The sequence below is a fragment of the Olivibacter sp. 47 genome (assembly GCF_030372825.1).
Lineage (GTDB): Bacteria > Bacteroidota > Bacteroidia > Sphingobacteriales > Sphingobacteriaceae > Olivibacter > Olivibacter oleidegradans.
In genome coordinates this window covers 3,326,761-3,349,976 of record NZ_JAUCNR010000001.1, presented here as the reverse complement: position 1 = coordinate 3,349,976, position 23,216 = coordinate 3,326,761, and the positions used below count along the sequence as shown (strand labels likewise).

At 39.9% G+C, this 23,216-nt stretch carries 28 protein-coding genes; 17 read left to right on the top strand and 11 right to left on the bottom strand.

The annotated features are described in order from the left end of the window. Positions 1 to 59: 59 nt before the first annotated feature. Genes QT327_RS14650 through QT327_RS14635 form a run of 4 tightly spaced genes read left to right on the top strand, consistent with a single transcriptional unit; the run spans position 60 to position 5,110 of the window. A complete protein-coding gene (locus tag QT327_RS14650) occupies positions 60 to 2,009 on the top strand; it encodes a glycosyltransferase (RefSeq protein WP_246860294.1) in 1,950 nt (649 codons plus the stop codon). Next, positions 1,999 to 2,619, top strand: coding sequence for a D-glycero-alpha-D-manno-heptose-1,7-bisphosphate 7-phosphatase (locus QT327_RS14645; protein ID WP_130855883.1), 621 nt, complete (start codon positions 1,999 to 2,001; stop codon positions 2,617 to 2,619). The genes QT327_RS14650 and QT327_RS14645 overlap by 11 nt, the downstream gene beginning before the upstream one ends. Then, the gene (gene rfaE2, locus QT327_RS14640; RefSeq protein ID WP_130855884.1) at positions 2,582 to 4,078 is read left to right on the top strand and encodes a D-glycero-beta-D-manno-heptose 1-phosphate adenylyltransferase; all 1,497 of its coding nucleotides are present in this window, start codon (positions 2,582 to 2,584) and stop codon (positions 4,076 to 4,078) included. Before QT327_RS14645 ends, rfaE2 begins: the two co-directional genes overlap by 38 nt. Beyond that, positions 4,079 to 5,110: a glycosyltransferase family 9 protein gene (locus QT327_RS14635; protein ID WP_289553177.1), complete on the top strand. Its 1,032-nt coding sequence runs from the start codon at positions 4,079 to 4,081 to the stop codon at positions 5,108 to 5,110. A gap of 132 nt (positions 5,111 to 5,242) precedes the next feature. On the opposite strand, the gene QT327_RS14630 is transcribed toward QT327_RS14635, so the two are convergent. Genes QT327_RS14630 through QT327_RS14620 form a run of 3 tightly spaced genes read right to left on the bottom strand, consistent with a single transcriptional unit; the run spans position 5,243 to position 8,882 of the window. Continuing rightward, entirely contained in the window at positions 5,243 to 6,112 is an 870-nt protein-coding gene (locus QT327_RS14630; protein ID WP_289553176.1) for a glycosyltransferase family 9 protein, read from the bottom strand. Next, positions 6,109 to 7,092 (bottom strand): glycosyltransferase family 2 protein, encoded by a 984-nt coding sequence (locus QT327_RS14625; RefSeq protein WP_256377662.1) that lies wholly within the window; start codon positions 7,090 to 7,092, stop codon positions 6,109 to 6,111. Before QT327_RS14625 ends, QT327_RS14630 begins: the two co-directional genes overlap by 4 nt. Before the next feature lie 14 nt (positions 7,093 to 7,106). Beyond that, positions 7,107 to 8,882: a carbamoyltransferase family protein gene (locus QT327_RS14620; RefSeq protein WP_242627179.1), complete on the bottom strand. Its 1,776-nt coding sequence runs from the start codon at positions 8,880 to 8,882 to the stop codon at positions 7,107 to 7,109. A gap of 736 nt (positions 8,883 to 9,618) precedes the next feature. Between QT327_RS14620 and QT327_RS14615 the strand changes: the two genes are divergently transcribed. Beyond that, complete coding sequence (locus QT327_RS14615) at positions 9,619 to 10,428, top strand: LLM class flavin-dependent oxidoreductase (protein ID WP_289553173.1); 810 nt, start codon at positions 9,619 to 9,621, stop codon at positions 10,426 to 10,428. Between the two features lie 151 nt (positions 10,429 to 10,579). On the opposite strand, the gene QT327_RS14610 is transcribed toward QT327_RS14615, so the two are convergent. Together QT327_RS14610 and QT327_RS14605 are read right to left on the bottom strand one after the other, a co-directional pair. Beyond that, entirely contained in the window at positions 10,580 to 10,852 is a 273-nt protein-coding gene (locus tag QT327_RS14610; protein WP_130855890.1) for a hypothetical protein, read from the bottom strand. 374 nt (positions 10,853 to 11,226) lie between these two features. Then, positions 11,227 to 11,385, bottom strand: coding sequence for a hypothetical protein (locus QT327_RS14605; RefSeq protein WP_165446957.1), 159 nt, complete (start codon positions 11,383 to 11,385; stop codon positions 11,227 to 11,229). Positions 11,386 to 11,449: 64 nt separating this feature from the next. Between QT327_RS14605 and QT327_RS14600 the strand changes: the two genes are divergently transcribed. After that, entirely contained in the window at positions 11,450 to 11,668 is a 219-nt protein-coding gene (locus QT327_RS14600) for a hypothetical protein (protein WP_013667072.1), read from the top strand. A gap of 209 nt (positions 11,669 to 11,877) precedes the next feature. Further along, a complete protein-coding gene (locus QT327_RS14595) occupies positions 11,878 to 12,396 on the top strand; it encodes a GNAT family N-acetyltransferase (protein WP_013667070.1) in 519 nt (172 codons plus the stop codon). Between the two features lie 215 nt (positions 12,397 to 12,611). On the opposite strand, the gene QT327_RS14590 is transcribed toward QT327_RS14595, so the two are convergent. The 5 genes from QT327_RS14590 to QT327_RS14570 form a co-directional block, all read right to left on the bottom strand. Then, complete coding sequence (locus tag QT327_RS14590) at positions 12,612 to 13,250, bottom strand: response regulator transcription factor (RefSeq protein ID WP_013667069.1); 639 nt, start codon at positions 13,248 to 13,250, stop codon at positions 12,612 to 12,614. Positions 13,251 to 13,400: 150 nt separating this feature from the next. Continuing rightward, positions 13,401 to 14,051: a response regulator transcription factor gene (locus tag QT327_RS14585; RefSeq protein ID WP_130855892.1), complete on the bottom strand. Its 651-nt coding sequence runs from the start codon at positions 14,049 to 14,051 to the stop codon at positions 13,401 to 13,403. A gap of 111 nt (positions 14,052 to 14,162) precedes the next feature. Next, complete coding sequence (locus tag QT327_RS14580; protein WP_130855893.1) at positions 14,163 to 14,912, bottom strand: metallophosphoesterase family protein; 750 nt, start codon at positions 14,910 to 14,912, stop codon at positions 14,163 to 14,165. Further along, entirely contained in the window at positions 14,912 to 15,454 is a 543-nt protein-coding gene (locus tag QT327_RS14575; RefSeq protein WP_289553171.1) for a hypothetical protein, read from the bottom strand. Before QT327_RS14575 ends, QT327_RS14580 begins: the two co-directional genes overlap by 1 nt. Positions 15,455 to 15,465: 11 nt before the next feature. Continuing rightward, positions 15,466 to 15,654, bottom strand: a complete 189-nt coding sequence (locus tag QT327_RS14570) for a hypothetical protein (protein ID WP_289553170.1) — start codon at positions 15,652 to 15,654, stop codon at positions 15,466 to 15,468. A 188-nt stretch (positions 15,655 to 15,842) separates the two neighbouring features. Here QT327_RS14570 and QT327_RS14565 point away from each other — a divergent pair, with 188 nt between their 5' ends. The 3 genes from QT327_RS14565 (at position 15,843) to QT327_RS14555 (ending at position 17,200) form a co-directional block, all read left to right on the top strand. After that, the gene (locus QT327_RS14565; protein WP_149105710.1) at positions 15,843 to 16,637 is read left to right on the top strand and encodes a hypothetical protein; all 795 of its coding nucleotides are present in this window, start codon (positions 15,843 to 15,845) and stop codon (positions 16,635 to 16,637) included. A 17-nt stretch (positions 16,638 to 16,654) separates the two neighbouring features. Next, positions 16,655 to 16,861 (top strand): KTSC domain-containing protein, encoded by a 207-nt coding sequence (locus QT327_RS14560; protein ID WP_013667064.1) that lies wholly within the window; start codon positions 16,655 to 16,657, stop codon positions 16,859 to 16,861. Positions 16,862 to 16,999: 138 nt separating this feature from the next. Then, on the top strand, positions 17,000 to 17,200 hold the full coding sequence (locus QT327_RS14555) for a hypothetical protein (protein ID WP_013667063.1): 201 nt from the start codon (positions 17,000 to 17,002) through the stop codon (positions 17,198 to 17,200). A 26-nt stretch (positions 17,201 to 17,226) separates the two neighbouring features. Here QT327_RS14555 and QT327_RS14550 read toward each other — a convergent pair whose 3' ends face one another. After that, a complete protein-coding gene (locus QT327_RS14550; RefSeq protein WP_165446958.1) occupies positions 17,227 to 17,397 on the bottom strand; it encodes a hypothetical protein in 171 nt (56 codons plus the stop codon). 276 nt (positions 17,398 to 17,673) lie between these two features. On the opposite strand from QT327_RS14550, the gene QT327_RS14545 reads away from it, so the two are divergent. The 7 genes from QT327_RS14545 (at position 17,674) to QT327_RS14515 (ending at position 23,216) form a co-directional block, all read left to right on the top strand. Then, on the top strand, positions 17,674 to 17,868 hold the full coding sequence (locus QT327_RS14545) for a hypothetical protein (RefSeq protein ID WP_130855896.1): 195 nt from the start codon (positions 17,674 to 17,676) through the stop codon (positions 17,866 to 17,868). A gap of 78 nt (positions 17,869 to 17,946) precedes the next feature. Beyond that, entirely contained in the window at positions 17,947 to 18,843 is an 897-nt protein-coding gene (locus tag QT327_RS14540; RefSeq protein WP_130855897.1) for an SDR family oxidoreductase, read from the top strand. A gap of 34 nt (positions 18,844 to 18,877) precedes the next feature. Further along, the gene (locus tag QT327_RS14535; RefSeq protein ID WP_013667059.1) at positions 18,878 to 20,515 is read left to right on the top strand and encodes an alpha-amylase family glycosyl hydrolase; all 1,638 of its coding nucleotides are present in this window, start codon (positions 18,878 to 18,880) and stop codon (positions 20,513 to 20,515) included. Continuing rightward, on the top strand, positions 20,512 to 21,861 hold the full coding sequence (locus tag QT327_RS14530; protein WP_289553169.1) for an alpha-amylase family protein: 1,350 nt from the start codon (positions 20,512 to 20,514) through the stop codon (positions 21,859 to 21,861). Before QT327_RS14535 ends, QT327_RS14530 begins: the two co-directional genes overlap by 4 nt. Beyond that, positions 21,843 to 22,151: a hypothetical protein gene (locus QT327_RS14525; protein ID WP_289553167.1), complete on the top strand. Its 309-nt coding sequence runs from the start codon at positions 21,843 to 21,845 to the stop codon at positions 22,149 to 22,151. Before QT327_RS14530 ends, QT327_RS14525 begins: the two co-directional genes overlap by 19 nt. A gap of 52 nt (positions 22,152 to 22,203) precedes the next feature. After that, positions 22,204 to 22,485, top strand: coding sequence for a hypothetical protein (locus tag QT327_RS14520; RefSeq protein ID WP_013667057.1), 282 nt, complete (start codon positions 22,204 to 22,206; stop codon positions 22,483 to 22,485). Positions 22,486 to 22,490: 5 nt separating this feature from the next. Next, complete coding sequence (locus QT327_RS14515) at positions 22,491 to 23,216, top strand: hypothetical protein (protein ID WP_130855899.1); 726 nt, start codon at positions 22,491 to 22,493, stop codon at positions 23,214 to 23,216.

The following is a 23,216-nucleotide window of genomic DNA, read 5'->3' as shown; positions in this document are numbered from 1 at the left end:
TAAGCAAAATAAAGATGCTGATTACAGGGAATTTCAATAGCATATTATCCAGAATAATTATGAAGAAGAGAATTGCATTTATAAGCGAACATGCCTCACCCCTTGCCATGTTAGGCGGAATAGACAGTGGAGGACAGAATGTGTATGTTACGGAGCTCGCCAGACAGCTCGCCAAAGACGGCTATGCTATTGACATTTTTACACGAAGTGATTGCGATAGACTACCTCGAATAGTGCGACTGTTTCCGGATGTAAGAGTTATCCATGTCAATGCAGGGCCACAGCAAAGCATACCAAAAGAACAATTATTTGACTTCATGGAGGCCTTTAAGGACGACATGATCACCTTTATTGAATCAGAAGGAATAGATTATGCTTTGATACACGCCAACTTTTGGATGTCGGCATGGGTTGGTCTATCCCTAAAATTGAGATATCGTATTCCATTGGTTGTGACGTTCCACGCCCTGGGTAAAGTTCGGCGATTACATTTACAGGAAGATGATAAATTTCCTCAAGAACGAGTGACTATTGAAGAAAATATCGCGAGAGAAGCCGATTGCATTATTGCTGAATGTCCACAAGATAAACAAGATTTAATTAGCATGTACAACGCTAATGCGAAACGAATAGCCGTTGTCCCTTGTGGTTTTAATCCCACGGAATTTTATCCTATCGATAAAATGTACGCACGTATGCTTTTAGGACTTCAGAATGATGAAAAAATTATTTTACAATTAGGACGCATGGTTCCGAGAAAAGGAGTGGATAACGTAATCCATGCGCTAAAATACTTGAAAGGGGATTTTAAAGTAAGACTTCTGGTTGTAGGAGGAGAAGGAAACGCTGAACAATTTATGGCCAGTGCTGAATTGAAGCGCCTTCAGAAAATCGTAGAAGAGGAAGGTGTTTCCTCATACGTCGAGTTTATTGGACCAAAGAAGCGAGAAGAATTGAAATATTATTACAGTGCAGCAGATGTTTTTGTTTCCACTCCGTGGTACGAGCCCTTTGGAATTACACCTTTGGAAGCAATGGCCTGTGGGACACCTGTAATCGGTTCAAACGTAGGAGGCATTAAATATAGCGTTGTAGATGGAGTAACCGGTTATTTAGTACCGCCTAAAAAACCTGTTGAATTGGCTAACAAGATGCAAAGGCTTTTGAAATCGGAGGGTGGCTTAATGGGATTACAGGGTATCGATAGAGTAAATCATCTTTTCACCTGGCAGAACGTCAGTAATGCGATCATGATGATATATGAGTCGCTTATTGATCCGGATTTTATTGTTTATAGAGATGAGTCGCAACTTATAGCACATGCTTTTGAAGAAGCGGCTTCCACATTTCAGTTCTCAGCCGCTCTACTTTCGCCTGCTATCCTGGAAGCTGGTAGTGTTATCTGCAAAGGCTTTTCAAAGGGCAAGAAGATGCTAATATGTGGCAACGGAGGAAGTGCGGCGGAGAGTCAACATTTCGCTGCAGAGCTTGTAGGTCGTTTCGACATTGAGCGAAGGCCAGCTCTTCCAGCCATCGCGCTTACTGCCGATACGTCTACATTAACGGCATGGGCAAACGATTTTTGTTTCGAAGAAGTATTCGCAAGACAAGTCGAGGCCCTTGGTACTAAGGGCGATATCTTGTTTACAATTAGCACAAGCGGTAACTCAGAAAACATATTGCACGCAATAAAAAAGGCTAAGAAACTGGGAATGATCTGTATTAATTTACTGGGGAAGAAAGGAGGAGAAGCCTATCGTTTCGGAGATGTTAATATCATTGTCCCTTCCGATAGTACACAACGCATTCAAGAAATACAATTACATGTCATCCATTCGATCTGCACGTTGATTGAACAACGTATGTTTTCGTCGGAGGGATTGGTCCGCGAGACCGGTGAATTAAGGGCAACTACTAAGCGATTAATGAAAAACCGGGATGAACGCTTAGGATACGCGGTTTTAAACACTAACGCATATTATCTGACAAAACAACATCATGCAAGTTAATAGAAAGGCAGTGTTCTTAGATAAAGACGGAACGATCATACCAGACATTCCTTATAACGCCGACCCAAATAGAATTACCTTTGAAAAAGGGGTTGTCAGAGGTTTAAAGGAATTAGCAGCTAACGGTTTTGTCTTTATCATCATAACGAATCAGTCAGGCATCGCAAAAGGTTATTTCACGGAGGATGAGATTTTTGAGGTAAAAAAAGCATTGGCCCGACTGTTTATTGAAGAAGGATTACCACCTTTTGAAGGGTTTTATTTCTGTCCTCATCATCCTGACGGTATTGTCTCTCGTTTTTCCTATGCATGCAACTGCAGAAAACCCCAGCCTGGATTGCTGGAGCGGGCTGCCGAAGACCATCACATTTCACTAAGTCAATCTTGGATGATAGGTGATATCTTGAATGATGTTGAAGCAGGAAATCGTGCAGGATGTAAAACCATACTTATAGATAACGGCAATGAGACAGAATGGATGGTTGATGGTTATTATAGGAGACCATACTACGTTGCATCTGATTTTTTAGAAGCTGCTAATAAAATTATAACTCATTTAAGTACAGTAGATCATGAGCCAAAGATTAATAGATTTAGTCCATCAGTTTAAAGAGAAGAAAGTACTCGTTATTGGCGATTTTATTTTAGACGTTTTCATAAACGGAACGACTAGCAGGATCTCTCCTGAAGCTCCGGTTCCTGTAGTGGATGTACAAAAAAAGATGCTATGCTTGGGTGGGGCCGGAAATGTAGCTGCAAATCTTCAGGCGCTAGGAGCTACGACGCTCCTTTGCAGTGTCATTGGAGAAGACCTTTATGAATCGTCTGTAAAGCCTTTATTAAAGCGGCATAAAATTCAAGAACAATATTTGGTGCATGATAATAAAAGAAGAACGGAAGTGAAAACACGTGTTCTTGCAGATCAACATACGATTGTTCGTTTCGATGAAGGTGATCACTGTTCCCTGAGTGAATCTTCAGAATCGCTTCTGATTGACCTCTTAGCGGATGCATATCAAGCTTGCGATGCTGTAATAATTGCCGATTATGAAAAGGGCGTAATCAGTGCACGCGTAATCGCTGCATTGATTCAGCTACAGACGCGTTACCCAAGGTTCATAGCGATCGATTCCAAGCGATTGTTTTCTTTTAGCGCATTGAGGCCGACTGTGGTGAAGCCAAATTATAAACAGGCCCTTAATTTACTTAATATAGAAACTATGCCTGATAGGATTGCGCAGGTAGACCAAATTTCCAAGCAACTCATCGAAAAAACGAGGGCTAAATATGTTGCTCTTACCTTGGATTCGGATGGTGCAGTTTGGATCGAAAGAGGGCAAAAATCCTTACATCTACCGGTCGATCCCGTTTATAATCCAAATGTCTGTGGGGCAGGAGACACCTACCTGGCTACAGCAACTTTGGCACTTGTTTCCAATGCCGAGAAGATAGAAGCCGCCCAAATTGCAGCCATCGCTTCACATTGTGTAATTGAAAAGTCGGGAACCTCCGTTTGTCATGCAATAGATATTGTTGATAAAATAGTGAATAAGACAAAAATTTTAACTTCTACGTCGTTATTGACTAGCCTTACAGATCAACTTAAAGCAAAAAATAAGCGAATTATTTTCACGAATGGCTGCTTTGACATCATGCATTGCGGGCACACACACTACCTACAGGAAGCAAGAAAAATGGGCGATGTACTAATTGTTGGTGTAAATTCCGATGAAAGCGTGCGCCGTTTAAAAGGAAAAAGCAGACCGATTAATATACTGAAAGATCGAATGCATGTTTTAGCGGCATTCTCATCAATTGATTATATCATAAGTTTTGGTAATGAAAATGATGAAGATAACCCAGCAAATTTAATACGGGCATTGAAACCCGATATAGTGGTGAAGGGAGAGGACTATAGAAACAAACAAATGCCCGAATTGCAAGCTATAAATGAAGTTGGTGCCAAATTGGTGCTCTTACCTTTTACGCATGGAAAGTCAACTACCAACATAATTAGACGTATCCAGGAAAATTCATCGCCAAACCAAGTCACCAAAATGAAAGCTTAAATGACTACATGGCATGGCTGTAAAAATATACTCGTGATTCGAGCAGATAATACAGGAGACGTACTCATGTCGTCTCCTGCAATCCGAGCGCTTAAAGATAGCTTTAATTGTAGGATTACATTGTTAACATCAACAGATACATCAGAAGTCGTTTCACTGTTGCCTATGGTTGATGAAACCATTGCAGTCGATTTGCCCTGGGTTAAGTTAAAAGCCAATCATGCAACTCATATAGTGGAAAAACTAGTTTCACAATTGAAAGTGGCATCGTTTGATGCTTGCGTGATTTTTACCGTTTACAGTCAAAGTCCGTTACCCGCAGCAATGTTAGCATGGATGGCGGGAATTCCGAGACGTCTAGCATATTGTCGAGAAAATCCTTATGAGCTTTTAAATGATTGGATTCCTGAGAAGGAACCCTACGAACTTATTAAACCTCAGGTCGAACGTGATCTCGACTTAGTTGAGCGTGTTGGGGCTGTAGCAAAGGAGAAAAAAATAACAGTAGCGATTAAGGAAAATGCCATTTCAAGCGTAAGAATCAAACTCGAAGCTTTGGGAATAAATCTATCGAAACCTTTCATTGTACTACATCCAGGTGTGAGTGAAGAAAAAAGGCAGTTTCCCGAAGAAAAATGGGAAGAGCTCGCTAAAGAAATGTTAAAGCTATTAGATACACAGATTGTGTTTTCCGGCTCGGATAGTGAAAGTTCAATAACAAACCGCTTGAAAGATCGTGTGAAAGATAACTCTTTTTCAACCGGAGGCCTTTTCCGTATAGATGAGTTTGCAGCACTTCTCCAAATGTCCAAACTTGTCATATCTGTCAATACAGCTACCGTCCATTTAGCGACGGCCGTTGAGACTCCTCTAGTTGTACTTTATGCTCAAACAAATCCACAACACCATCCTTGGATGGGTAATGCACGCGTGTTGAATATAGTATTGATGAACAGATCAAAAGCAAAAATGAAGTTATTCGCTATGTTGATCGAAAATATTACGCTGACTACTTGCCTTTACCATCGGTGAATGATATCATGCAAGCGGTATTGTCTATGTGGTGATTTTATATATTACACAACACTGTATTGTTGAAATGTTGAAGCACCTTTTCGACATTTGGCTTTCTTTGACAATCTATTATTTGCTGCCTTGTAGGAGTTAGGGGCCCCACCGATGAGGTTCACCATCCATACTAACGACCACTGCAGGCACCTGCAGTGCATAGGCTATATGGGCTACCCCTGTGCAGTTGGATAATAATCCCCTCGCTTGTTTAAGTAAAAGGGCGATCTCATCTAAATCTGTTTGACCGACAAGAAATAATGGCGGGCGGTTCATATGTGCTGATAGTTCGTTGGCAATCGTTTCTTCCTCTTTTGTCCCCGTAATAGCGACATCATAACCCGCTTCTAAACAACGGTTGGCTATTTGCGCAAAGTACTTTGGATTCCATCTACGAGATTCGCCACGTGACCCAGGATGTATACAAACGAAATTCCCCGGCGTTAAATGGAATTTTTCGCAGATATGACGATCGTCTTTTAGAAGCGGAAATTCGAGTTGTTTACCTGCATCAGGTATGCCGAGATGATGCATCAAATATAAGTGCCGTTCAATCTCATGCAAGTGTTCAGGATAGGGAACAAAATGTTCATTGTTTGGTCGAAAGAGTGAATCCTTGAAAAAGCCAGCCAATTTATTTGCATCAAATAATGAAACGAGTGCATTAACATAGGTGCCATTTCCCTGCATTTGTATTACCAAATCAAATTTACGCCTCTGCATATCTTGTAGAAAGGCCAAAATCTTTTTCGGTTCAATGGGCTGCTCAGGCAGCCCCGGATAGCCGGGGAAGGGAATGAATTCATCAATATAATTGGCAAAACGATGTTGCAGATGTTGTGTACCCGGCAGTCCTATCCAAGCAATACGCGCATTCGGATACGCTTGTCTTAATGAGCGTATTGCCGGTATCGCACATAAAAAATCTCCTAATTGTAAGGCTCTGAAAATTGCGATTGATTTCATTTTCCGATCTTAATATTATAAACGGTTCGGTATTTAATAGAACCATACAGCTGCCAAAAAATAGATAAGTACGGTATTAGTATTGAAGTAAAAACCATTTCTGCAATATGAGAGGGTGATTTACTGGTTCCTCTCAGACGTATTAAAATAAATTTAGCGGTAAGAAACAACCAAAAACTTAGACTGGCAAAAAAGGCCCACTTCAGGTTCACATGCCATAAGAGAACCATGGAAATCAATAGCAATAAAAGACTGTAATATAAAGCATTTGTTGGATGGCCGATTCGGGCTTGATAGAGACTTGGAAATTTCTTTGCCAATAACGCATTATATATGCCTTTCTTTTGTTCTTTTATGCTAATTCCCCATTTGGCCTTTCTAGCTGGATGAATAACAACGGCTTTGTTAAGTTTTATTATTGGGATTTTTGCACGGAGAAGCTTAAAATGCAAGTCGCTGTCTTCTCTCCATGCCATTTTAAATCGTTCGTCAAAACCTCCGACATGGTATAGCGCTTGTTTCGTACAAATACAATTAGCCGTGATAAACTCTGCAACCTCCAATTGTGCCGTATTCCTTTCAAAATCTGTCGGGCTCTCGGGGGTTGGTACATATACTGATCCTGTATATACGATTTTCTCCTCACCGTTATAGGCGTCAAAAATTTCCTGAAGCCAAAGTTCATCGGGAATACAATCATCATCAGTGAACGCAACCAGGTGTCCATCAGCGTATAACCATCCTAGGTTTCGGGCTGCAGCCGGTCCTTTTTTGCATTCAGTATAAAGATAAGTTATACGATTTTCAAAAGCGGTATTAAACGTAGCTACCAGCTCTTCCGTTTCTTTGTCATAACCATCACCCACCACAATAATGTCATATAAACGCTGATTAAGTGTTTGTTTAGTCAAAGCGTCTAGACATCGTGACAATAACATCGTTCTTTGGTAAGTCGGAATTACTACAGTTATCCTAAACATATCCATACGGCACCCTAAAAACTAACAAGATTTTCGTCCAAGACCATTCTTTCAGGAACATTGACATAATCCTTCTGAATTAGAAAGGATCCTATGATAAGCGCATCGAAGGGGGATGTCCAAAAGCATTCAATAGCATCTCTTGGTGTGCATACAATTGGCTTTCCCAATGTGTTAAAAGAGGTATTTACGAGTACAGGCACTCCTGTTTTCCGTTCGAACGCCTTGATAAGTCGGTAATAAAGTGGATTTTGTTTTTCATTAACCGTTTGAATACGCGCAGTACCATCGACGTGCTTTACGGCTGGTATTTGCGTCGCTTTATCGGGAATCACATCATAGATGAACAGCATAAACGGTGACTGTTTTGCTCCCACAAACCAATTTTCGGCGTCCTCTTCCGTTACAACAGGTGCGACGGGTCGAAAGTCTTCGCGATCCTTTACCTCATTTAATTTGGCTTGCATTTCAGGACTTAACGGCGAAGCCAAGATAGAACGACTTCCTAAGGCTCTTGGGCCATATTCCATCGCACCCTGAAACCATCCGATAATTTTATCTTGAGCAAGTAACGTTGCGGTCTCTTCCACTATGTCATGCATTTTGATATAAGGAATTTTATTTCGTTCCAAAATACGTTGTATGTCACTATCGGAGTAAGAGGGGCCTAAATATACGTCCTGCATGATCGAAGTCTTTTTACTTTCTCTACGTTCTTCCCGATCTTTTAATATAGCAGCCCCTAAAGCTGTACCGGAATCACCGGCAGCAGGCTGCACCCACACATTCTTGAATGGACTTTTATCCCTGATACGGGCATTTAAAACACAATTGAGAAATACACCGCCGGCGAGACAAAGATTTTCTTCCCGCGTCACCTCATAAAACCAATTCAACAACTCCAATATACGCTCTTCTAAAACATACTGAAGCGAACGTGCAATGTTAAAATGGTGTGCGGTAAAGGGAGCGTTTCTTAAGCGCTGTGGGCCAAATCTCTCAGAAAGTCGCAGATCGCTTATTTCATATTGTCCGCTTCCTGTTAAGCGCACAATCTCTCTAAATTCATCAACAAAAACAGGCTCACCATATGAAGCTAAAGCCATTACTTTATATTCGTCAGATGATCGTAGAAATCCGAGATGCGCTGTGATATCTTCATACAACAGGCCTAGGGAATGGGGCAGCTGTACTTGTTGTATCAACTCCAAGCCATTTTGGTTTCCAACGTAATAAGAACTTGATGCTGTTTCACCCCGACCGTCCATAACGAGCACGGCTGCTGCCTCAAAAGGAGAAGGAAAAAATGCACTGGCTGCATGGGACAGATGATGATCCGTAAAATGCCAGATCCAATCGTTTGTCCTTGCATTTAAAAAGGAGGATTGCAGATGGTGTGGGTAACCATCAACCAATTGTCGTGGAGCATTAATGATAGAGGAAAGAAAAAGATTTCGCCACGGCTCGGAATCTTTATCGTGTTCTGTATTTCTAACAAAAGGAATATCTGCCCATGGCCTCTTCTCATCCCCAGGGTTAACCAATAAAAAGGGATCAAACGAATAAGCGATGTGATCAACCGCAGACAAGGTGATTCCTGCTTGCTTTAGACAAAAATCAATTGCATGATAAGGTAGTTCATAGGTCGAAAATGGAATGGGGCGTTTACCATGTTTGATTTGCGTGAATCGTTCATCTTCGGCGGCTGCAATTAGGTGTCCATTTTCGATTAAACAAGCTGCGGAGTCATGAAAAGCTGCGTTAATTCCTAAGGTATACATATCTTTCATTTATAGGGTTAAATAAGAATCGGATTCCATATACAGTGCCACTTCTCTACGCCCTCAATTTTGTGCTCAAGAACCCTTTTTCATTTAGTTATTTGTTCTTTAAAATTGAGTTATTGTTATATCTTCTCGTCGAATGGGTACAGCACTATGCACTTTTTAGGACACTAATAAAATGTTGCCAATATTGCCTTCAACGGCACCGCATTGCTTGAGCTAAGGATTTTTGCATGAAGTATACTTGTGTATGTTTATAGGTTCAATAGTTGCTTATATAGGTGGTAAATAAGGATGTCATGGGATTGAAAGAACCTATATTAAAAATCTTACGTAAAAAATACGATTGCATGTCGCTCATAGCGTGTTCTTGCAATCAATACGAACTAAGTTTTAAAACTGACGAGTCCAGCGATCCAATACAGGTCTTTTTGGAACGCAAAACGTCCAAAGGAAACGTAAAGGGGCAGGGATATATTCGATGTATGATTCATGACGCTTCGGGTAGATTAAATAAAGATTACCGGCTGCCACGCAATGAATTTAATAGATTTATTATTTAACGCAAGACGCTATGTTTGCACCTATTTTATTTGGAATTATCTTTTTGTTAGCTATCGGTATCGTATACTACTTTTATAGGAAGCACTAACGTGAAATATGATATTTCACACAATGCACAGAGGTTTGTGACTTTTTAGCACCGGCAACCTAAAATATGGTATGACGTAAACAAACGAAAATGCAAACTATCGCTTATCATGCATCTCATGAACAATTTAGCCCAACAGACCTATTAGGTTGGGCTATACTAGCGGAACAGTGCGGCTTTACGGCTATACATTGCTCTGATCATTTTCATTCTTGGAGCATAACCCAACAACACAGCGGCTATGCTTTCACTTGGCTAGGCGCTGCCATGCAATCTACCAGGCTTCCTTTTGGTTTTGTATGCGCCCCTGGGCAGCGTTATCACCCTGCTATAATTGCCCAGGCTATTGCGACGCTTGGATATATGTTTCCAGATCGGTTATGGGTATCTTTGGGTAGCGGCGAAAATATCAACGAACACATCACAGGAGACAACTGGCCCGATAAAAAATTCAGAAATGAACGTTTGAGAGAATGCGCGACCATTATTCGCGCTTTATTGGGAGGCAAGGAAGTAAGCTACGAGGGTCATGTGCGTGTAGACAGGGCCAAACTTAACACGCGACCCAACAAACCCATTCCAATTTTCGGCGCTGCTGTAAGTGTGGAGACGGCGGGTTGGGTAGGTAAGTGGGCAGATGGTTTGATTACAATTAGCAGGCCGTATAACGAATTGAAGGAGGTAGTGACTGCATTCAGGAAAAATGGCGGAGAAGGGAAACCTATGTTTTTAAAAGTGCAATTGTCGTATGCAACATCAGAGGAACTGGCCCTTGTAAATGCGTACGAACAATGGAGGAATAATTTACTAGATCCAATACTTCTAAGTGATATAGCCACGATAGAAGAATTCGATGCGCTTGGATCATCCGTTAGCTTTGAGGATATACCCAAAAAATAAGAGTATCCAGTAATTGGCAGGATCAGCTACAGTGGTTGGAGCAAGACTTGTCTCTTGGCTTCGAACATCTTATTCTTCATAATGTCAACATCTATCAAGAAGAATTTATCCGTGATTTCGGAAAATTCGTTGTCCCAAGGCTAAAAAAGCGCTAGGTTTTGTCTTGTGTGTTATCCACTCTACCGTCAAGCCCTTCCAGAAAACTAAGTCCCAGCGCATTTATCTCGAGCATTTTATTTGGATAGGGACAATCATCAGCGATGTCTACTGTAAGAATGTAGCCGTTTTGCTCCAGTATGTAGGTTGCCTTGAGAACGCTTTCAGGGTCCAATTGCATTTCCTCTGCAAACTTACCTATGGATCCAACTGACCACCTTCTTAGTAAACGAAGAAGGCGTAGGGCGTTCGAACTTAAAAACATCATAATTTATATCATTTATAATCGTAGAAAATATTTTAACAGTCTCTTGTTTCAGCAAACGATGTTTGGAATAGGTTGGGCTTAGCTTATACTTTTTTTGCTTATCCGAAACTTTCTCTTTTATTTTACTTGTGTTCCGATTAAAAAACCATAAGACTCTAAGCCTGGTATTTGGCCGCAGATAATCTTCATGACACATAGTAGAGGGATGGCCAAAATCATACCGGCGGTTCCTACACGGCTTCACCTGCCACTAAGCCTACGATCATAAGGAGTGGATTAATATTCACTTGACGGCTTACTATTAAAACTCCAATATATGGTCTGAACGAATTGCACGATCAGGTCTACTGCGGCCGATGATGCTATGGTACGCTTCAGCCCACGTTGTTCAACCAATTGCTAACTTCAATGAACAAGGTGGCCATAATGGCTGCCAATGCTATGGGTACGAGAAAGCTGCGTCCAAAATATAAAACAATAGTGCTCAGGATAGTAAACAGTAGAATATAAACAACGTATGTTAAATTTCGCATAACTAGAATTTTTACTTAAAAACAAAAAAGCGTTTAAACTGTTATAAAATAAAAAACAAAAGCCATGTATTATTTAGTTTGTTACGATTTGGAGACGGCTGTTGCGGTGGACGATGATATTGATCCTACAAACTTGAATAGTAAGCACTGTCCTCATTTAAAAAAATTTTTGCAAAAGGTTGGAAAGAAGCCAATCAGCAAAATTGACCACAATTATCCAAGTTACCGTGCTGTTTTAGATAATTATCATATTATTGGAGAAGGAAAACGTTATTCTCACTAAGAATTAGCATCTTATTTTTGAAGAAGACGTATTTACCCTATTATGAAATTTATTTTCCTAAAAAATATATTTTTTGATTTTTATCTAGCTTTTCCTTCTTTTTGGCATAAATATTGAAAATTAATAGGTACCAAGAAAGCTCCTATTCATCAAGGGCTTCCATGTTTCGGGAAATTATTTACAGTACATATATATATTCTTTTTATCTAATGAAAAACTATGAAAAAACGGGTATAGTTTTAAGAAAACTATCCCTAAGCGAGGCACGTGAGTTTTGCCATTTACATTCTTTCCCGCAGCAGTATGGTACTTACTATCAAGATTTATACGAAAATGATGAATCGCCGGAAGAATTTACAAAGCGCTTGTTATGGCTAGCAAAGTGTGTGTATACCATTCGTTTGAAATCAGCACCTGATAAAATTATCGGGTCTTGTATGATTTACAAAGGAGGAAAGAACAGGAAAGATATGTATGTGGGTGGAACCTTACTTCCGGAATATAGAAACAAGGGTTTAATGGTGGAGGCCTTCAATCAGATGTTAGAGATGGCTAAATACTTTTATGGAGTCAATGAAGTAAAGATTTTACTTAATTCTATAAATGACCAGGTTATTCAGATCATGGATAAATTGGGCTTTATGATGGATAAGAGTAGTAATGCCAATATTTACAGTAAAATATTACAGCAATATATTCCGAGAAGAACGACCAATTTACTTTATTAATGGTTTACGTATATTTAATCGGACTTAAAATCAAGTCCGATTAATTTTTTCTACCTAATCTATCACTATCGCAGTACACATGCCGGTTTTCAGAACCATTACTTTGTTAAGGGTACACTGATATTGTAAGAAACCGTTCGGTCAAAGCAGATACTTCTTTCGAACGGTTCCGGGCAGGTACTAAAGAGTGCAAACCAACGATAAAATCGCTAAATCTAATTTTGTATGAACTCTTTATGCAGACGATAAAATATCAGACTTAAATTGTCTTTCGCCCCAGTTTTTGTGATGAGGTTTTGACGTAAATCTTCGATGTTGCGTTTTGTGGTAAATAAACGGTAAGCAATTTCTTTATTGGCGTAGCCGCATACCATTAAATCAAGCACCTCCTTTTCTTTGTCAGATAGCGCGAGATCGGTGTTCAGCGTACTAATATGATCTTCAAAGTCGCTTAGTTTATTAAAAAGTCGTACCGTTAGGCTTGGATCAACGTATTTTTTACCTTGCAAAACATAGCGGATTGCAAATAAAAGTTCTTCTTTTTGAACCGATTGCGTAATGTAGGCGTGCGCCCCCGCATGCATTGCTCGGATCGCAGGCTGTAAACCATGGTCGTTGTCTAAAATTATAATCTTTAAATTACCGGATCCTTTCAACTTAGCTATCAATTCCTTGTCGATAGAATAGTTAAGATCATTACCCCAAATCAGTACGTCGACATCCGTTAGATGCTCTTTTAAGGTTTCTAGACAGTTATTGGTGTAATTGACATCTATATTGTCCTGTTGTAATATAGCTCGGATACCATCTCGACGTATAGGATTATTGTCCGCAATCGCTAACTTGGTTTTCATAATTGAGAATTAGATAATTAACCACTAAACTTTTCTGCGCAATTCACGTCGCAGTTATGCAATCTGACTGCCAACAAAGGTCGTGATTAAAGGAAACATCAATTACGTATAAATACCCAAAATTAGCTTCGGTAAATACGGTAATATACATTATTTCAGGATACCATTCTGATAAGCGTACTTTATTAATGCAGCAGTATTTCTTACACCTGTTTTTTCAATAAGACTTTGGCGGTATCCTTCTACTGTCCGTTTACTTGTAAACAAGCGTTCTGCGATTTCCTGATTCGTAAATCCATCAGCTGTGAGGGCCAAAACTTCCATTTCACGGTTATTTATTTGTAAATCAGTAGCATTTGCACTGGCTGATGAAGGGACTACTTTCATAGCTTGTCGCAAAAGTTTAAAACTAATTTCCGCGCAAATATAGGGTTCACCCTGGGCGGCAAACCGAATCGCGAACAAGAGTTCATCACGGCTTACGTTTTTGATCAAATATGCTGTTGCACCAGCCTCAAAGGCTTGGGAAACATATTTTTCATGATCCATCATTGAGAGAACGATGATATGAATACCTGGATAAAGATTTTTAATATGCTTAGTTAAGGTTATACCATCGGTATCCGGCATATTGATATCCATAACGATCGCATCCACCGTTTGTCGCTCGTCGAGGAGGAAAAGCAGCTCTTCTTGTTGATCCGTTTCGCCAACAACGGTAATATCCGATTCAATTTCCAATAAGGTCCTAATGCCTTGTCTTACAATATGGTGGTCGTCAACTAGAATAATGTTAATCATGATATCTCATTTGGTTAATGGCCAATCGCTTATTGATTCACGATAATGTGACAGCTATTTAATAAAGTGTTTTATCATGCCTACGTGTTAATATCCTATCTGTATTTTTGTCTATTTATGTGGTACGTCTAATAGATAATAGGGCTTGGCTTGATCTTCATTTCTAAGTATTGGCAAAGCCACATTGAAGACCCGGACACCGCCCGAAGTCACACCGTCGAGCTGGCCGGCATGAGCGTGGCCGTGAAAGGCAGCATAGACCTTTCTCCTATGTAAAGGGTCTGCTAGTCTCGAAGAGCCTAAAAAAGGAAAAATTTGCTCAGGTTCTCCAATTACGGTTTCCTTAATAGGTGAATAATGTAATAAAGCGATTTTGAGAATATTAGGATTGTCTTGCTCCAATCTAGCAAGTGCACGATCCAGCTGCAACGATTCATTTACGGCCTCTTGAACAAAAGATTTCATAGACTCTTCACCAAACATAGATAGCATATATTCGTCAAAGCCACCACCAAAGCCCTTTACACCCGCAAAACCAATATTATCAATAACAATACCTTCGCCATCTAGAATGACCATATTACTGTCTTGCAGAATCTGACGAATTAATTTATGTCTACCTTTTTCGTAATCGTGATTTCCCAATACACCTATAACCGGTATATTGCATGATTTTAATTCAGCAGCCAAAACGGTCGCCTCATCTTCATCTCCTGTATCGGTAAGATCGCCACAAATTAGCAGTACGTCAGCTTTGTTAGCTATTTCCTCGAAACAATCTGCCCAGCGGCCTTTATCACTCACTCGAATGTGAATATCTGCTAGCGCAGCTATTGTGGTTTTAACTTTCTTTCCCATCATTAAATTGTTGTAATTGTAGATGACTTATAATTCCATTCTTTGATATCCACCTCATATTGCGTTTGATCAATCAAAGGACCTCTACATACCTTCTCAACGGGAGGCGGTAGCTCGTATTGCTCTTTCGCTCGCTCTATGAGTTCATCAAAAAGCCATTTAGGTACTATGTGCCGATAGTCGGCCGGATAAACGAATTGAAAAGTTATTAATTGCGCTAGTAAAATGTGCCAATGTTGATCTAGGCGATTTAAAAGATGCTTCCAATCAATATGCTTTCCATATCGTAAAAAGGTATGATTGATATCAGCACTGTCGTTTCTTTCTCGATTCCTAACATACATTTTACACCAAATCAGCTCTTCAGCGGGAATAAATTTGACTGGTACACCAACAAATTCGCCGGTACTCGCACGTACGTACCAGCTGTCGTCTACCGTACAAATGTTATTAACGGTATCGAAAATAATATCTATAAAATAATCTCCCTTAAAGACTTTGGCTAGCCACCTCGCATCGGTCAATTCGGTTCGATAACCATTCAAGGCGAAATGCTTCAGGATTTTGGATATTCACTGCTTTTACAGAAAATATCGAGATCCTTTGTATTTCTAAAAATACCGGTATAATGAAACATGGCAAAGGCGCCACCTAGCATGTACGGACTACCGCTATCATTTAAAAGTTTTAATGCTTCTTTAAAAAATGCATTGGAAATATCTTTTTGCTCCTGTGTTTCTATCATAAGTTTAGCATTCTATAAGGTTATAACAGCATCTCCGCCTTTTTTGTTCTTTTTCCGTATTGAATATACTTCACTCATGAATAACGAGATTAAAAGGAGTTTTCCTGAACCTCCTAATCTGCTATAGCTTTCAAACCTTAACCGAATCTATTTGTTTGACAACACAATAAGGTAATATTCAAACTATTATGTCTGGAAGAAAAAAAGTATTAATACCATTGAATTTCTCAGTAAAAACCTTTTATGTTCTGCAGTTTGTATTAAAGAAAGCGAATCTCTTCGATTGGTCGGTATTCATTATTTTGTCGTTCGAAAATGACAAATCTGAGAATAAAGAGGATATTGATCAAAAGCTTGAACACTTAATGAGGCAGGCGAAAAACGATTTTCCGCTTGTCCACATTAGGGGAGAGGCAATACAAGGTGACATCTTGCAGTTCCTTTTGGATTTAAACAGAAGCGAACACTTTGATCTCATTGTGTCCGGACAGTATGCAGATATTTTACATTATGCGTCGCGCGACCTTACTGAGGGATTAGTAGAGCAGTGCTATACGCCTGTATTGGTACTTCCCGAAAGCCAGCACTTGCCAAATCTTCGTCATGTTGGCGTGATGACGAGTTTTCATGAAAACGAAATAGAAAGCATTAAACTAGTTGAACAGTTATTTGATGGGAAACTAGATATAACGGTATTTCATGTGGCAAATGAGGAAAAAAAAGAGTTGGCATACGAACGAATGCGTGAATGGGAGCTTGACATTAGGGGAAATATCGAGAAGGTTGATATTCACTTTTTAGTAGTAGAAGCAGATACCGTCCTTGAAGGAGTTAAACGGGCGATAAATGAAGAGGATATAGATGTATTAGTTGTGACTTCAATTGCCAAGACCTTTGTGAAAAAGATATTGTCTAAAAATCTTTTTAAGGAACTTACGCAAGTTCAGGTAATGCGACCAACATTATTCGTAAAATGTGACTAAGTCAAAATTATATAGCTATGCCCTCCACTGTTATAGATTCCGTTCATTACAATGCAGACACCGAAGTTCTTCAAATCGTTTTCACTACTGGCTTGCTGTATCTTTATTACAATGTTCCACCCATAATTTATGAGGAACTGATCCACGCCCGTTCGAAAGGTGCTTTTTTCAATAAAAAGATACGGGGAAACTATCCATTTAAAAAAAGAGAATCACAAATTTGAACATAATTAAAACAGGATATTACAGCCATAGCGCGCTCAAAGGATTAAAACAGAATACATAGCATGACTACATTTTTTGTCGCTGTTCTACTTGGAATAATTTATGTGCTATATGTGTGATTACCTTAATAAAAAAAAATGGCTATAAGAAAAGACAAGCGCTTATCCCCTTTAAAAAACAAAGCCTCTAAAAAGAGGGAAGAAGAGGACAAGCCCGATTTATCCTATGAAGCGGGAGTAGATCCACAGAAGGACCAGATAAATGAGGTTCCAAAAAATACAGAAGACTGGCAGAATGCAAATGATGAGGACAAACTAGGGGAGAAAAATAAAAGTTAACGGATACAAACCGATACGAAACTATTCTACAATTTCCTCCCTTTTTCATTAATAATAAGTGCCTCCTTTTCAATTGCAGGTTGCTTAATTCTGCCAGGCTTTTTGTCTGGGTTCTTTTTCTGTAGCATACCGTTCCGTTCGTCTGTCCCACCATTGTTCAGTTGCTGATTACGTTCATTTTTCTTTTTCCGATCCATATAATAGTCATTTTATCTTTCTAAACTTATAGCAAACGCCGTTCCGCTACCCTCACAATTGACCAATCGCATCTCATCTTCCGGCCTGGTTTTATAGATGTACTAATAAATGGATAAGTTGTTTATTTATCCGGAATTCTTTCAATCTCCAACGCGTCTTATTGTTAGTAATCTTCTAATAGATTTTATTTTTTTATTCATTTCAGTAAAAAAATATGCTTGGCTCGGTTTTTTAGCAATGGAAGTAAAGTTTAGTTGAATTTATAATATATCCTTATGAAAAAGTTATTGTTTACAGCTGCAGTAGCAGCATTTATTTTTATTGGATGCGGTAATCGTCAAGGCGATACAAACGATGGTATGGGAGCTGGGGATGGAACAGATACATTACAAGAACCCATGCATCCCAATGATACTTCAGGAATGGCAGCACCGGTTGATACCGCAATGGATACAACATCGATGCCTTAATTAACAATGAACCAACAAGAAAGGAAAACCCATATAATGGCACTTTCTTGTTTTCTATTAACCTTAATGAGAAAAGTAATGAGCAGTTCTAATCAAAATGTACAAGATCCGCAAAAAAAACACCCGGTACCGCCCTTCCCTCAACAAGAGCAGGAGGCACCCGGAGTTGAGCGGGAAATGGAGCCAAAGGCTGACCATGGAGAAGAAAGTTATCGAGGGACAGGTAAGTTGAAAGGAAAGAAAGCCATTATTACAGGAGGCGATTCGGGTATTGGAAAAGCAGCTGCAATCGCCTTTGCACGCGAGGGCGCTGATGTTCTCATCAGCTATTTGGCAGATGTTGAAGATGAAGATGCGAAGGACACCGCCCGATGGGTGCAAGAAGCAGGAACCAAAGCGCTCCTCGTAAAAGGTGACATAGGCGAGGCCTCCCATTGTCGATCGCTAGTTGAACAGGCGATTACCGAATTTGGACAAGTAGATATTCTTGTGAACAATGCCGCATTTCAAATGGGACGAGAAAGCTTACAGGATATACCGGAAGGAGAATGGGAACACACCTTCGCGACAAATATTCATAGTATGTATTATTTATGCAAGGCAGCGGAACCTTACATGAAAAAGGGCGCAAGTATTATTAACACCACTTCTGTAAATGCCTATTCTCCCACACCCATATTATTAGCATATGCAGCTACAAAAGGCGCGATCCAAAACTTCACGTCGAACCTAGCACAATTATTTCTAGAGCAAAAGAAGGGTATACGAGTCAATGCAGTTGCCCCGGGTCCTGTATGGACGCCTTTAATTCCTTCTACGATGCCTAATGCGGATAAGTTCGGTGAAAATACGCCAATGGGACGTCCGGCCCAACCTGCTGAAATGGCTCCGATTTACGTTTTTTTGGCGTCTGACGAAAGCAGCTATATCTCGGGGGCAACGATACCTGCTACCGGTGGACGAGTTACTATTTAGTATAGACAGATTTTAAATTTATTTCTTCTTAACAATGTACCAAGAGCAATTGTGGTGGCGTCATGGCATTATATATCAGATTTATCCTCGTTCGTTTAAAGATAGTAACGGGGATGGTATAGGCGATTTAAAAGGGATTATCCAACAGTTAGATTACCTAGAATGGTTAGGAATTAGAGCGGTATGGCTGTCACCAATTTATCCTTCGCCGATGGCTGATTTTGGCTACGATATATCAGATTATAAACAGATTCATCCTATATTCGGCGAGATGCACGATTTGGAATCACTCCTTGATGAACTTCATAGGAGAAACATGAAGTTGATATTGGATCTAGTGCCTAATCACACATCCAGCCAACATCCCTGGTTTATCGAGTCCAAGTCATCAAAAGATTCACCAAAGCGTTCTTGGTATATTTGGGAAGATGCCAAACCAGATGGCTCGGCTCCTAATAATTGGCTTAGCGTATTCGGTGGAAGCGCTTGGGAGTGGGATGAAGATACACAGCAATATTATTATCATGCATTTTTAAAAGAACAACCAGACCTTAATTGGCGAAACGAAGATGTTCAAAAAGCGATGTTGGAGGTAATGCAATTTTGGTTGGAAAAAGGCGTTGACGGGTTCCGCGTTGATGTTATGTGGCATTTAATTAAAGACAAACAACTTCGGGATAATCCGCTCAATCCTGATTTTCAAGAAAGGGATGCTAATTATAATCGTCTGCTCCCCGTATATTCTACCGATCAGCCGGAAGTGCATGAGTTAGTTGGACAAATGCGTGCGCTACTCGAACAGTATCAGGAGAAAGTGTTGATCGGTGAAATATACCTGCCAATCCAACGGCTAGTTACCTACTATGGAATTAATTCGAGTGGTGCGCATTTGCCTTTTAACTTCCAATTACTCACATTGCCGTGGGATGCCCAACAAATTGCTGTTGCCATTGATGAATACGAGGGGGCAATTCCGGAAAATGGTTGGCCCAATTGGGTTCTAAGCAATCACGATAAGCCGCGTATAGCTAGTCGTATCGGAGGCCAACAGGCAAGGGTTGCTGCATTTTTACTACTTACACTAAGGGGAACGCCAACAATTTACTATGGAGACGAGATTGGCATGTACGATGTTCCTATACCAAGCGATGAAGTGCAAGATCCCCAAGGACTAAATATGCCCGGTAAAAATTTAAGCCGGGATCCCGCCAGAACCCCCATGCAATGGAACAATGGTGAATTCGCCGGTTTTTCAACAGTTAAACCATGGCTTCGAGTCGACAAGCGTTTTAAACGGGAGAATGTAGAGATTCAGAAAGATAATCCTTATAGTATGCTTACCTTGTACCGGAAGCTTATCAAGCTGAGGAATGAAGAGCCGACATTGCAATACGGCAACTATGTTCCTATATTTAGCGATCAGCAGTTGATTATTTATAAACGAGCGCTCGAAGGATATCCTACCTTTCTTATCGCATTGAATTTAACGCCAAGACCCGCTTATTTTAAACAACAAGGCAAGACCGTTTTAAAAGGCGAGGTAATTTTAGCAACAACACCCGAGACTGAGGGTCTATCACTTGAAGAAGAAATCTATGTAGGTGGGGATGAAGCACTGGTTATTCGATTAGAAAAAAACAAAACCGTTTCTGCACCTGTTCTTAATACATGAAAGACCTATGCTCTCAACATTGGTTAAAAGAAGCTGTCATCTATTCGTTGGACGTTCGAAGCTTTAAAGATGCTGACCACAACGGATTAGGTGATATTCAAGGGCTTATATCTAAATTGGATTATCTTCAATATTTAGGTATCAATTGTATTTGGCTAGTACCTTTTTATAGCTCAGACGAAAAGGATGGGGGATATGATGTGGTTAATTACTATACAGTTGATACTCGGTTAGGAACACTGCAGGACTTTGAAGTACTGGTAAAATCGGCCGCAAAAAGAAATATTAAAATAATTATCGACTTGGTAGTTAATCATACAAGCAATCGACATCCTTGGTTCCTTGAAGCAATATCCGATAGAGGCAGCAGATTTCACGATTTTTATATATGGAAGGATGAGAAACCGGAAAATGACAAGGAAGATTTGGTATTCAAGACTGTCGAAGAAAGCAATTGGGAATATAATCACCAGGTGAATCGTTATTACTACCATACTTTTTATCACTTTCAACCCGATTTGAACGTGTCAAATCCCGCAGTTCAGGAAGAGATTCTTCGAATTTTAAACTTCTGGATGCAGTTTGGCATTTTTGGTTTTCGCATTGACGCCGTTCCACACATACTTAAAAACAAAGGCGACGAGCGTTTTGAAGGAAACCCCTATGACGTTCTAGATCGATGGAAGGAAGCTGTTCTTAAAATCAATAAAGACGCGATTCTTATTGGAGAGGCGGATGTTGAACCGGAAGACTATCCCCGTTTTTTTAACAAAGGGAAAAAACTTGATGGATTATTTAATTTCTTCCTGAATAACTATCTGTTTCTCGCTCTTGCAGAACACTGTGCTAAACCGCTAATAAACGCTTTTAAACGCTTACCCTTCTCAAATGGCCACGGTCAGTATCTGAACTTTCTTCGAAACCATGATGAATTGGATTTGGAACGATTAACAAACGATGAACGAGCCCGCGTTATGGAAGTTTTTGCACCCTGTCCATTTATGCGAATCTATGATAGGGGCATTAGAAGAAGATTGCCTCCTATGTTGAACAACAATCGAATGCATATTTGTTTAAGTATGAATCTTCTATTAACACTCCCTGGAAGCCCTGTAATTCGTTATGGTGAAGAAATCGGAATGGGAGATGATTTGGACTTGCAGGAACGACAAAGCGTGCGAACAGCTATGCAATGGGACGATACATTCAATGGTGGTTTTTCTTCCGTTTCACCACCCGAGCTTAAGTGGACAGTGATTGATGGAGGAGTTTATGGATATCAAAACATCAATGTTTCCAAAGAAATGGATGACGAATTTTCAATATTATGTCAAACAAAAAAATAATCGCCTCTCGAAAGGAGTATAAGCTGGCTTTTTGCAGTTCGTTTCAAATCTTAAAGAATGATCATCCGCAAATATTCATTTATCGATATGATCTCAATGACTATGGAATACTTATCATTAATAACTTTTCGTATACAAATGCAGACGTGGAAATAGATCTAACGAAAGAAAAACCGGTGCTAACCTGTGTGTTGGGCAGCCCCTTATCAATGAAAGAATCTGCCGGAAAAATAAATCTCATACTCTCTCCTTACAGTTACCTTTGGTATAAGCTGTCTAAACTGGAATAGCAATTGTTTACCTATTATTAAATATATTTTTAAACAAATAAATTTTATACCTATGAGCACATCGAATCAAACAAGCAATCACAATGAAATAAAGCAATGGGCAAAAGAACGGGGTGGTGTCCCGGCCAGAGTAAAAGGAACAGGAAATGGCGAAGATGCAGGTATTTTAAGAATCCATTTTCCTGAACATAGTGAGCATAATGACGACCTGGAGGAAATAAGCTGGGAAGATTTCTTTGAAGAATTTGAAGAAAATAAACTGGATTTTCTTTTTCAGGAAAAAAAATCAGATGGCGAACAGAGTACTTTTCACAAATTCATTCAGCGAAAATAAAGGAGATGGCAACAACAGCAAAGCGAAAACCGGAAACGAAGAAGAAAGCGCTCGAAGAACCTACGTTGGAAATCGAAAAAAAAAGGCAAGCTCCCGGAAAAAAAGATCTTTCCAAATCATATAATGCCTTTAAGCAATATGGCGGCAAGCAATATACAGGAATGGCAATCGGCAGAAGTCACCATTGGGAATATGACCAGGGTGACTGGAAAGAAACAAAGATTACACCGGACCTTTGGGAGATTTTTTATGCAGTAACTAAGCGACGGAAGGGACATGCGCCAAAAGGGTCGGGTGTTCCGGTAGGAACGGAATACCATTGGTATATTTTGGCTCATCAAAACGTAAAAAAGTTAAATGCGAACGACTATTCCACGGAGATGTCCGGTTTAAAATTTAAGCTTGCTCATAAACGTGCAGATAGCGATAAGTGGAGTACTAAGGCACCCACCCAACGTAAGCACCTCGTTAAATTTCTTAAAGAAATCATTGCCCAGCTAGAAAGCGACCCTATTCCATTAACCTTCGATTACGAAGGAGTGCATTACGAAGGCGAGGGAATACCAATAACCGAAACATGTCATGAAGGCGTGTGTTACGAGTTATCCATTACCTTAAATGATAAAAATTTGGGCATTATCCGTTGCGCCAAAAGCGGTTGGAAAATGGACGGAGTTGAAAAAGGGCTTGTGAAAGCGATAGGAAATCAAATCTTTTTATATTTCGAATGA